A 9,654-nucleotide genomic window follows, 5' to 3' on the forward strand; every position below is an offset into this window, starting at 1 on the left:
CCCTTCTTATTCTGGGCTGGGGGGCGGGGGGGGGGGGGGGGCGGCGCGCCGCCCCCCCGCTCCTACAGGATGATGAGGTCAAGAATAATAAGCGCGAGAAGTCCCTATGATCCTGTCCATAGACCAGGGCACCACCGGCACCACCGCCTTTGTCTTCGATAGCAGCGGCAGCCTGATTGGCCGCAGCTACTCCGAACTCCCCAATTACTATCCCCAGCCCGGCTGGGTTGAACAGCGAGCCGAGGAAATCTGGCAGGTCACTCTGCGCGTCTGCGCCGCCGCGCTGGAGCGCGCCGGTATAGCCGCGCCGGACCTGACGGCAATAGGCATCACCAACCAGCGGGAAACCACGATCCTGTGGGATCGCCAGACAGGTGAGCCGGTGTGCCCGGCGATCGTGTGGCAGTGCCGCCGCTCCGCCGACATCTGCAGGGAACTGGCCGATGCCGGCAGGGCCGGCTGGCTGCGGGACAAGACCGGCCTGGTGCTGGACGCCTACTTCTCCGCCAGCAAGCTCTTGTGGCTGTTCCGCAACCAGCCGGAACTGTTGCAGCGCGCCCGCGCCGGTGAACTCTGTTTCGGCACCGTGGATAGCTGGCTGATCTGGAAAATGAGCGGTGGCCGTGCCCACCTGACCGATCACACCAACGCCAGCCGCACGCTGCTGTACAACCTCGATGAAAAGCAATGGGATATCGAGCTGCTGGATCTCTTCGGCTGCCCCGAATCCATATTGCCGGAAATACTGCCCTCTGCCGGCCATTTCGCCGACACCGACCCGGAATCCTTCCTCGGTGCGACCGTGCCCATCAGCGGCGTGGCCGGCGATCAGCAGGCGTCGCTCTTCGGCCAGGGCTGTACCCGTCCGGGTGCAATCAAGAATACCTACGGCACCGGCTGCTTTATGTTGACCTATGCCGGAAGTGAGCGGCCGCAGCTGCCGGAGGGGCTGCTCGCCACCATTGCCTGCGATGCCGCTGGCCAGCCCGTCTACGCGGTGGAGGGGGCGGTTTTTACCGCCGGTTCGGCGGTGCAGTGGCTGCGGGATGAGATGGGATTGATCCAGCAGGCGGCGGAGACGGAAATGATCGCGCAGGGCGTGCCGGACACCCGCGGTGTCTACCTGGTGCCGGCCTTCAGCGGCCTGGGGGCGCCCCACTGGGATTCCTCGGCGCGCGGAACCATTTGCGGCCTCAGCCGTGGTGCCGGTCGCGCAGAGCTGGTGCGCGCCACCCTGGAATCCATTGTCTACCAGAGCGACGAGCTGGCGCGGCTGATGGGGGAAGCCCTTGGGCTGCCGATCAGCCATATGCGCGTGGATGGCGGCGCCAGTGCCAACAATTTCCTGATGCAGTTCCAGGCGGATATTTCCGCACTGCGGGTGGAGAGGCCCAGGCAGATAGAGTCGACAGCCGTGGGCGCGGCGCTGCTGGCCGGTATCGGTGCCGGAATCTGGCGTGCCGGGGCACTGCCGGAAAGTCTGCTGGATATAGAGCGGGATTTCCTGCCCAAGATGGCCGCTGACGAACGCGAACGACTGGTCGCCGGCTGGCGCAGGGCCGTGGCCGCCTGCCGCGCATTCTGAGCGGGCCGCTATCCTCAAGGAAGGAGGTGACAAACCATGTCAGTGAACCGAGAGTTGCAGGATACCATCGCCGATATGGTGGACGGCCGTCGCGGCATACTGGCCGCAGACGAGAGCAGCGGCACCATCGCCAAGCGCTTCGACTCCATAGGCGTGGAATCGACGGAGGAGAGCCGCCGCTTCTACCGCTCGCTGCTTCTGTCCACTGAGGCGCTGGGCGACTATGTCAGCGGGGTGATCCTGTTCGAGGAAACTCTCGGCCAGCCAGATGACAGGAGCACCCCGCTGCCGCAGGTGGCGGCAGCGCAGAAGATTGTTCCCGGAATCAAGGTGGACAAGGGAAAGGGGCCGCTGCCGGGCACCGCTGGCGATATGATCACCTATGGCCTCGACGGCCTCGCCGAAAGGCTGGCCGGCTACAAGGAGCAGGGCGCACGTTTCGCCAAGTGGCGGGAGGTCTACCCGGTCAGTCCACACAATCCCACTCGGCTGGGGCTGACGGCCAATGCGGAAATGCTGGCCCGCTATGCGGCGGTGTGTCAGTCCGTCGGTATAGTGCCGATTGTGGAGCCGGAAGTGCTGATGGACGGCGATCACAGTATCGAGCGCGACGCCGAGGTGAATGAGCAGGTGTGGCACCAGGTCTTCCATGCCCTGCACCGCTATGGCGTGGCGCTGGAGCTGATGATCCTGAAGCCCAGCATGGTTACGCCGGGGAAGGATTGCGCCAAAGCTTCTCCAGAGCAGGTGGCAGAGTACACTTTGCGCAGCCTGCGCCGCGCCGTGCCGGCCGCGGTGCCGAGTATCAATTTTCTCTCTGGCGGCCAGGGCCCGGAGGAGGCGACCGCGAACCTGAATGCTCTCAACCAGCTGTGGCAGTCTCCCTGGCAGCTCAGTTTTTCCTATGGCCGCGCACTGCAGGAGCCGGCGCTGAAGGCCTGGCAGGGCAGGGCGGAGCAGGGGCCGGCGGCGCAGCAGGCGCTGTTGAAGCGGGCGCGCCTCAATCACCTGGCAATGTTGGGCGAATACCGTGAGAGTCTGGAAAAGGAATGATGTAACCTTGGGTTGATAAAAAGAAGAATAAAGATGAGGAGAGAGCAATGGACTTTGTCACCCGTGGAAACCGCCTCCACTACCGTCGCTGGTGGGTAGAGAAGGCGCTCGGCGTCGTAGTGATTTCCCATGGGCTCGGTGAGCACAGTGGTCGCTACCGGCATCTGGCGCGCTACCTGAATTGCGCCGGCTTCAGTGTCTACGCACTCGACCATTACGGTCACGGCCTATCGGATGGAAAGCGCGGCCATATCGACGACTTCGCCCTCTACAGCGAGGATCTGCATCAATTTATCCGCCTGGTAAAGAAAGCCAATACCGGAAAAGACGGTGCCGGCCGCAGCCTGCACCTGCTCGGCCACAGTATGGGCGGCGTTATCGCCTGCGGCTGTGCCATCCGCTTCGGCGGTATCGACAGCCTGATACTGTCGGCGCCGGGAATTCGCGGCCACAATGAGCCCCGCGGCTTGGAGCTCTGGTTGTTGCGGCACCTGGTCAAGCTTGCACCCTCCCTGACGCTGCCCAACCGGGTGGATCCGCGCTGGCTGAGCCGGGACCAGTCCGTAGTCGATGATTATCGCAACGACGACCTGGTGCACGGGCGGGTGTCGATGCAGTGGTTCGACACCTTCCTGCGCGAACGCGAATATCTCTACCCGCGCCTTTCCCAGATCAGCGAACCCTGCCTGCTACTGTTACCCGATGGCGACCGCATAGTGGACAGTGCGGCCAGCCGCGACTGGCTCGGGCGATTGGGCTGTGAGGCCAAAGCGCTGCATGTCTTCCCCGAGGCCTACCACGAGGTTTTCAATGAGGTCGAAGAGGGGCCCGGTGCGCGTGAACTATTGCTACAGCACCTGAAATCGCTGCTGCCGATGCCGGAGGCGGCATCCGGCTGAGCCCCGCCACGTCGGAAACCGCCGTGGTGCTTCCCCGAATCCTGAATGAGTAGCCCCCCTTTTGCCGCTTGCGGGAGAGGGGAGTACCGGGGTCGGCCTATCCGCTCCTCGAAACTCCACAGATCCTGCGGCAGACACGGTGAAAAACCCCATCAACCGTTGTACTATACGCGGTCATTTTTGCCCCTGGGGCACTGGGCCGCGGGGTTTATGTGGGGTGGATCATGGATAAGAAGTTGCTGAGCCTGTTGGTGTGCCCGGTGAGCAAGGCGCCGCTGGAGTACCGGGAGGACTCTCAGGAGCTGGTGTGCAAGGCCAGCGGCCTGGCCTATCCGGTGCGCGACGGCATACCAGTGATGCTGGAGTCCGAGGCGCGCCAGCTGAGCGCCGAGGAAAAGCTGGAAAAATAGCCCCATGGCCGAGCCCAGCGTCTTTAGCAAGATCATCTCCGGAGAGATCCCCGTCGAGCGCATCTACGAGGACGATGAGTGCATCGTGATCCCCGATCGCTCCCCGCAGGCGCCGACCCATCTGCTGATCATCCCGCGCAAGCCCTTGGTAAACCTGTCCGATGCGGACGTCGACGACAAGCCGCTGCTCGGCCACCTGATGTGGGTGGCGGCGGAGCTGGGTAGGAAACTGCAGCTCGAGGGTTTTCGACTGGTGGTCAACAACGGCCGGGCGGCCGGGCAGACGGTATTTCACCTGCATATCCACCTGCTGGCGCAGAAGCGGATGCCGGAACAAGGGCTGGCCGAATAATGAAATGCAATGGTGTCGCCACCGGCGATACCGTCCAAACAGATCTCAATTAACGAAGTGGAATTACGCCGGATGAAAAGCGCACAGATTCGCGACGCCTTTCTGAATTACTTTGCCGAGCAGGATCACTCCATTGTGCCCTCCAGCTCCCTGGTGCCGGGCAATGACCCGACCCTGCTATTCACCAATGCCGGCATGGTGCAGTTCAAGGAGACCTTCCTGGGACAGGGGCAGCGGCCCTACAACCGCGCGGTCAGCTCCCAGCGCTGCGTGCGCGCCGGCGGCAAGCACAACGACCTGGAAAACGTCGGCTACACCGCCCGCCACCACACCTTCTTCGAGATGCTGGGTAACTTCAGTTTCGGCGACTACTTCAAGCGCGAGGCCATCCGCTTTGCCTGGGAATTCCTGACGCAAGTGCTGGGATTGCCGCAAGAGCGCCTGTGGGTCACCGTGCATATCAGCGACGACGAGGCCGCGGATATCTGGCTGAAGGAGATGGGTGTCAGCGCCGAGCGTTTCTCGCGCCTGGATGAGGACAATTTCTGGCAGATGGGGGATACAGGCCCCTGTGGCCCCAGCTCCGAGATCTTCTACGATCACGGCGAAGACGTGCCCGGCGGCCCGCCGGGTTCCGACAACGATGACCTGGACCGCTATATCGAGATCTGGAACCTGGTGTTCATGCAGTACGAACGCACCGCCGACGGTGAACTGCACCTGCTGCCGAAGCCCTCGGTGGATACCGGCATGGGGCTCGAGCGCATCGCCGCGGTCATGCAGGGCGTCCATTCCAACTACGAAATTGACCTCTTCCAGGCACTGCTGAAAGCCGCCGGCGAGATCGTCGGCTGCGGCGATCTGGAGGAGAAGTCCCTGCGCGTGATCGCCGACCATATCCGTTCCTGCTCCTTCCTGATCGCCGATGGTGTCATGCCGTCCAACGAGGGCCGCGGCTTCGTGCTGCGCCGCATTGTGCGCCGCGCCGTGCGCCACGGTCACAAGCTGGGCCACAAGGAAATCTTTTTCTACAAACTGGTGGAGGCGCTGGCGGAGCAGATGGGCGATGCCTATCCGGAGCTGCGCGAGAAGCGGCAGATCATCGAAAAGGCCCTGCGCAAAGAGGAGGAACAGTTTGCCAAGACCCTGGATAAAGGGCTGGCGCTGCTCGAGGACGCACTGTCTTCCCTCGAGGGTACGGAAATTCCCGGCGAGCTGGTTTTCACCCTGCACGATACCTACGGTTTCCCCACCGACCTGACCCAGGATATCGCCCGCGAGCGCGGCCTGACCCTGGATATGGCCGGCTACGAAGCGGCGATGGAGGCCCAGCGCGAGCGGGCCCGCGCCGCGGGCAAATTCAAGCAGGACTACACCGGTGCGCTGGAGCTTCCGGGTGCTACCGAATTCGTCGGTTATGAGGCTACCGAAGCCGAGGGTACGATCATTGCCATCGTCAAAGATGGCGCGCAGGTACAGCGACTGGAAGAGGGGGAGGAAGGTGCCATCGTCCTGGACCGCACGTCCTTCTACGCCGAGTCCGGCGGCCAGGTGGGCGACAGCGGCTACTTAGTGGTCACTGGCGGTGTCGACGACAAGCGCTTCGAAGTGCGCGACTGTACCAAGCAGGGCGCGCACCACCTGCATGCCGGCAAGGTGCTGGGCGGCGCCATGGCAGTGGGCGACAAGGTCGACGCGACAGTATCTTCCGATGTGCGCGGGGCCACCGCGCTCAATCACTCCGCCACCCACCTGCTGCACGCCGCACTGCGCAAGGTACTGGGTGAGCATGTGACCCAGAAGGGCTCGCTGGTGGATTCCGAGCGCCTGCGCTTCGACTTTTCCCACCCCGAGGCGGTGACAACCAAACAGCTGCACGCGATTGAATCTCTGGTGAATGCGCAGATCCGCGCCAATACGCCGGTGCAAACCGAGGAAACCGATATCGAGAGCGCCAAGCAGAAGGGCGCTATGGCGCTGTTTGGTGAGAAATACGGCGACACCGTGCGCGTGTTGTCCATGGGGGAAATCGACGACGGCAGTGCCTTCTCTGTGGAGCTCTGCGGCGGCACCCATGTTCAGCGTACCGGCGATATCGGCCTGTTGCGCATCGTCGGCGAGAGCGGCATCGCCTCCGGCCAGCGCCGCATCGAGGCGGTCACCGGCGCCCACGCGCTGGCGCTCTTCGATCAGGCGCAGCAGCGCCTGGAGCATGTCGCCACCCTGCTGAAGGCGCGCCCGGATACCCTGGCGGACAAGGTGGAGCAGCTGCTGATCAATAATCGCAAGCAGGAAAAGGAAATCGCCCAGTTGAAGACCCGCCTTGCCAGTGGCGCCGGCGGCGATCTCTCCAGCCAGGCGGTGGAGGTGGCCGGCCTGAAACTACTGGCGGCGTCCATTGACGGCGCTGACCCCAGGTCCCTGCGCGACCTGGCCGACCAGATGAAGAACAAGCTGGGCAGCGGCGTAGTGCTGCTGGCCGCGCCGGCAGACGACAAGGTTGCCCTGGTGGCTGCGGTGACCAAGGATCTGACCGGTCGTGTCTCCGCCGGTGACCTGATGCGCTTTGCCGCCGGCAAGCTGGGCGGTAAGGGCGGCGGCCGTCCGGATATGGCCCAGGGCGGCGGCACCGATGTGGCGGCACTGCCCGCTATGTTGAAAGAGGTGCCTGGCTGGATCGAGGGCTGTTTGAGTGGTGAGTGATTGTGGTCCGGGGGGCTGGTCGACTGATCACTGGCCACTCACCACCGACCACTGCCTCTTACTGGTTAATTTCGGCCAATTTGACAATTTGACACAGATTCCAAGTTGATTTCACCGAAATTTGGTGATTTAGTGCGCGGCTTGCGCGATTTGGTACCGAGAGAGCGCAATTCCCGGGCCCGAAGTAAGGAAACACTGACCCCATGAGTTTGTTCGTGCAGAAATACGGCGGCACTTCGGTGGGCTCTATCGAGCGCATCGAGGCGGTGGCCGACAAGGTGGCGGCCTTCCGGGCCAAGGGCCACGAGATGGTAGTGGTGCTGTCCGCCATGAGTGGCGAGACCAATCGCCTGATCGATCTCGCCTACCAGATCCAGGAAAAGCCGGATCCCCGCGAGATGGATGTGATCGTTTCCACCGGCGAGCAGGTCACCATCGCGCTCCTCAGTATGGCACTGAAGAAGCGGGGCTACGACGCCTGCTCCTACACCGGCGGTCAGGTAAAGATTCTGACCGATAACGCCCATACCAAGGCGCGTATTCAGCGCATCGATGTCGAGCGTATGCGCCGGGACCTGGACGCGGGCAAAGTGGTTGTAGTGGCCGGTTTCCAGGGGGTGGATGAAGAGGGCAACATCACCACCCTCGGCCGCGGCGGTTCCGATACCACCGGTGTGGCCCTGGCAGCGGCGCTGGATGCTACAGAATGCCAGATCTATACCGATGTGGATGGCGTCTACACTACCGACCCGAGGGTAGTGGACAGCGCCCGCCGCCTCGACCGCATCACCTTTGAGGAGATGCTGGAGATGGCCAGTCTCGGCTCCAAGGTACTGCAGATCCGCGCAGTGGAGTTTGCCGGCAAATATAAAGTGCCTCTTCGTGTCCTCTCTACCTTTGAGGAGGGTGGCGGCACACTGATCAGTCTGGATGAGGAAGATAACGAGATGGAACAGCCAGTTGTTTCCGGCATCGCATTTAACCGCGACGAAGCCAAGCTGACCATTCGCGGTGTGCCGGATACCCCCGGCGTGGCCTGCCGTATTCTCGCACCGGTTGGTGCAGAGAACATCGAGGTGGACGTGATTGTGCAGAACATCAGCTCTGTCGATGGCACCACTGACTTCACGTTTACGGTGCATCGCAATGACCTGTCCAAGGCGCGCGATGTATTGGAACGGGTGGCCGCCGAGCTGGGGGCCAGGGAGGTTGTTGCCGACGACAAGATCGCCAAGGTGTCCATCGTCGGTGTGGGCATGCGCTCACACGCCAATGTGGCCAGCCGTATGTTCAGCGCCCTGGGGGAAGACAATATCAATATCCAGATGATCACCACGTCCGAGATCAAGATCTCGGTGATCATCGATGAGCGCTACCTGGAGCTGGCGGTGCGCGCGCTACACAGCGAATTCGAGCTCTCGGAGCCCCGGGAGACGAGCGAGAAACTATAACCAGAGCTTTGGCGGCAGCGAACCATCTATAGCGATTCAGTCATTTGGCGCAGAGTCCGACCTGTTGAGATTTTGTTCGACTGGTCAATACTGAATAGTGTGATGGGCAGATTTGGACCTTTTGCGCCGCCATCCGGTTATCATGACCATAAGCGCAGCTCCAGGGAGTATCCCGCTGCGCTCTATCACAGGATGATCAAGGAGAAGTAGGTAATGTTGATTTTAACCCGCCGGATTGGCGAGACGCTGATGGTTGGTGACAATGTGACGGTTACCGTATTGGGGGTGAAGGGCAACCAGGTGCGCATCGGTGTCAATGCCCCAAAAGAGGTGGCTGTACACCGGGAGGAGATCTACCAGCGCATCCAGCGCGAGAAACAATCCTCCGAAGAGGGCGGCAACGAGTAGACGTAGTTGCCGCAGCGAAAAGGCCGGTACCCCGGCCTTTTTTCGTTGGGGGTGGGGAGGGGAACTGCTCTTCATCCGCGGGCGCGATCGGCATCTGTACAATAAGTGTTCTGCAAGCGGCCGATCGCCAAAAAGTTATTGATTCCCCATTGATTTTTGCCTCGCCGTTGGTATGATGCCGTCCACTTTCAGCGGTCACCTATCGATGGTTTTCCGTTGATCCAGGACCTCCAGATGAGGTCGCTCCCGAAAGGCGGCATCCGGCTTTCGGAGCAGAAGATTACCAGGTGAGATGGCCGAGTGGCTGAAGGCGCGCCCCTGCTAAGGGCGTATGGGTTAACACTCATCGAGGGTTCGAATCCCTCTCTCACCGCCATCTAGAAAACACCCTCTCTCGAGAGGGTGTTTTTTTTGACTCAGGGCAAAGCTGCCGTGAGTTGTGGAGCAGGAGAATTTGCTCTGCAAATTGCCTCGAAAGTGGCTCTCAAAAAAACATTGAGAAAGCGCTTGCGGGGAACAAGATGGCCGCTATAATGCGCGCCACCTTGAGCGAAGCCGGTAGCGGATTCGCCGCTTCGGAAAGCGCTTTTTTAAAGCATTTTCGGAAGCGAAAAAGCTCTCAAAAAAGAGCTTGCCAAGGTCGAAGAGGTCGCTATAATGCGCGCCACTTCAAGGGTCGCCCGAGACGGTGATCTGGGGTTTCGGAAAGGCTTTTGAAGCCGCTTCGGAAGCCTCGAAAAAGTCTGCAAAAAGCGCTTGCTTAAGCAGATCGGATGTGTAGAATACGCGTCCC

Annotated in this window: 8 protein-coding genes and 1 tRNA gene; all 9 read left to right on the forward strand. The window is 61.6% G+C overall.

All coding sequences use genetic code 11. From position 1 onward, the window contains the following. Positions 1 to 106 precede the first annotated feature (106 nt). Entirely contained in the window at positions 107 to 1,585 is a 1,479-nt protein-coding gene (glpK, locus tag IG627_RS18260; RefSeq protein WP_193194325.1) for a glycerol kinase GlpK, read from the forward strand. A gap of 36 nt (positions 1,586 to 1,621) precedes the next feature. Then, positions 1,622 to 2,638, forward strand: a complete 1,017-nt coding sequence (locus IG627_RS18265; protein ID WP_193194327.1) for a class I fructose-bisphosphate aldolase — start codon at positions 1,622 to 1,624, stop codon at positions 2,636 to 2,638. Between the two features lie 47 nt (positions 2,639 to 2,685). Further along, positions 2,686 to 3,537: an alpha/beta hydrolase gene (locus tag IG627_RS18270; RefSeq protein WP_193194328.1), complete on the forward strand. Its 852-nt coding sequence runs from the start codon at positions 2,686 to 2,688 to the stop codon at positions 3,535 to 3,537. A gap of 221 nt (positions 3,538 to 3,758) precedes the next feature. Then, entirely contained in the window at positions 3,759 to 3,947 is a 189-nt protein-coding gene (locus tag IG627_RS18275) for a Trm112 family protein (protein WP_319024608.1), read from the forward strand. 4 nt (positions 3,948 to 3,951) lie between these two features. Continuing rightward, entirely contained in the window at positions 3,952 to 4,299 is a 348-nt protein-coding gene (locus IG627_RS18280; protein ID WP_193194332.1) for a histidine triad nucleotide-binding protein, read from the forward strand. 72 nt (positions 4,300 to 4,371) lie between these two features. Next, positions 4,372 to 7,002 carry an alanine--tRNA ligase gene (gene alaS / locus IG627_RS18285; protein WP_193194334.1) on the forward strand — a complete coding sequence of 877 codons (2,631 nt, stop codon included), beginning with the start codon at positions 4,372 to 4,374 and terminating at the stop codon, positions 7,000 to 7,002. A gap of 203 nt (positions 7,003 to 7,205) precedes the next feature. Beyond that, complete coding sequence (locus IG627_RS18290; RefSeq protein ID WP_193194337.1) at positions 7,206 to 8,453, forward strand: aspartate kinase; 1,248 nt, start codon at positions 7,206 to 7,208, stop codon at positions 8,451 to 8,453. 213 nt (positions 8,454 to 8,666) lie between these two features. Further along, a complete protein-coding gene (gene csrA / locus IG627_RS18295; RefSeq protein ID WP_091391203.1) occupies positions 8,667 to 8,861 on the forward strand; it encodes a carbon storage regulator CsrA in 195 nt (64 codons plus the stop codon). 286 nt (positions 8,862 to 9,147) lie between these two features. Continuing rightward, positions 9,148 to 9,237 (forward strand) — tRNA-Ser (locus IG627_RS18300). Positions 9,238 to 9,654 lie beyond the last annotated feature (417 nt).

Source organism: Microbulbifer taiwanensis, from assembly GCF_014904815.1.
Taxonomy (GTDB): Bacteria; Pseudomonadota; Gammaproteobacteria; order Pseudomonadales; family Cellvibrionaceae; genus Microbulbifer; species Microbulbifer taiwanensis.

Excerpts from the sequence above, each read along its gene's own strand:
- glpK (WP_193194325.1), top strand. The coding sequence starts at position 107 with ATGATCCTGTCCATAGACCAGGGCACCACCGGCACCACCGCCTTTGTC.
- IG627_RS18290 (WP_193194337.1), top strand. The coding sequence starts at position 7,206 with ATGAGTTTGTTCGTGCAGAAATACGGCGGCACTTCGGTGGGCTCTATC.
- IG627_RS18280 (WP_193194332.1), top strand. The coding sequence starts at position 3,952 with ATGGCCGAGCCCAGCGTCTTTAGCAAGATCATCTCCGGAGAGATCCCC.
- IG627_RS18270 (WP_193194328.1), top strand. The coding sequence starts at position 2,686 with ATGGACTTTGTCACCCGTGGAAACCGCCTCCACTACCGTCGCTGGTGG.
- IG627_RS18265 (WP_193194327.1), top strand. The coding sequence starts at position 1,622 with ATGTCAGTGAACCGAGAGTTGCAGGATACCATCGCCGATATGGTGGAC.
- alaS (WP_193194334.1), top strand. The coding sequence starts at position 4,372 with ATGAAAAGCGCACAGATTCGCGACGCCTTTCTGAATTACTTTGCCGAG.
- csrA (WP_091391203.1), top strand. The coding sequence starts at position 8,667 with ATGTTGATTTTAACCCGCCGGATTGGCGAGACGCTGATGGTTGGTGAC.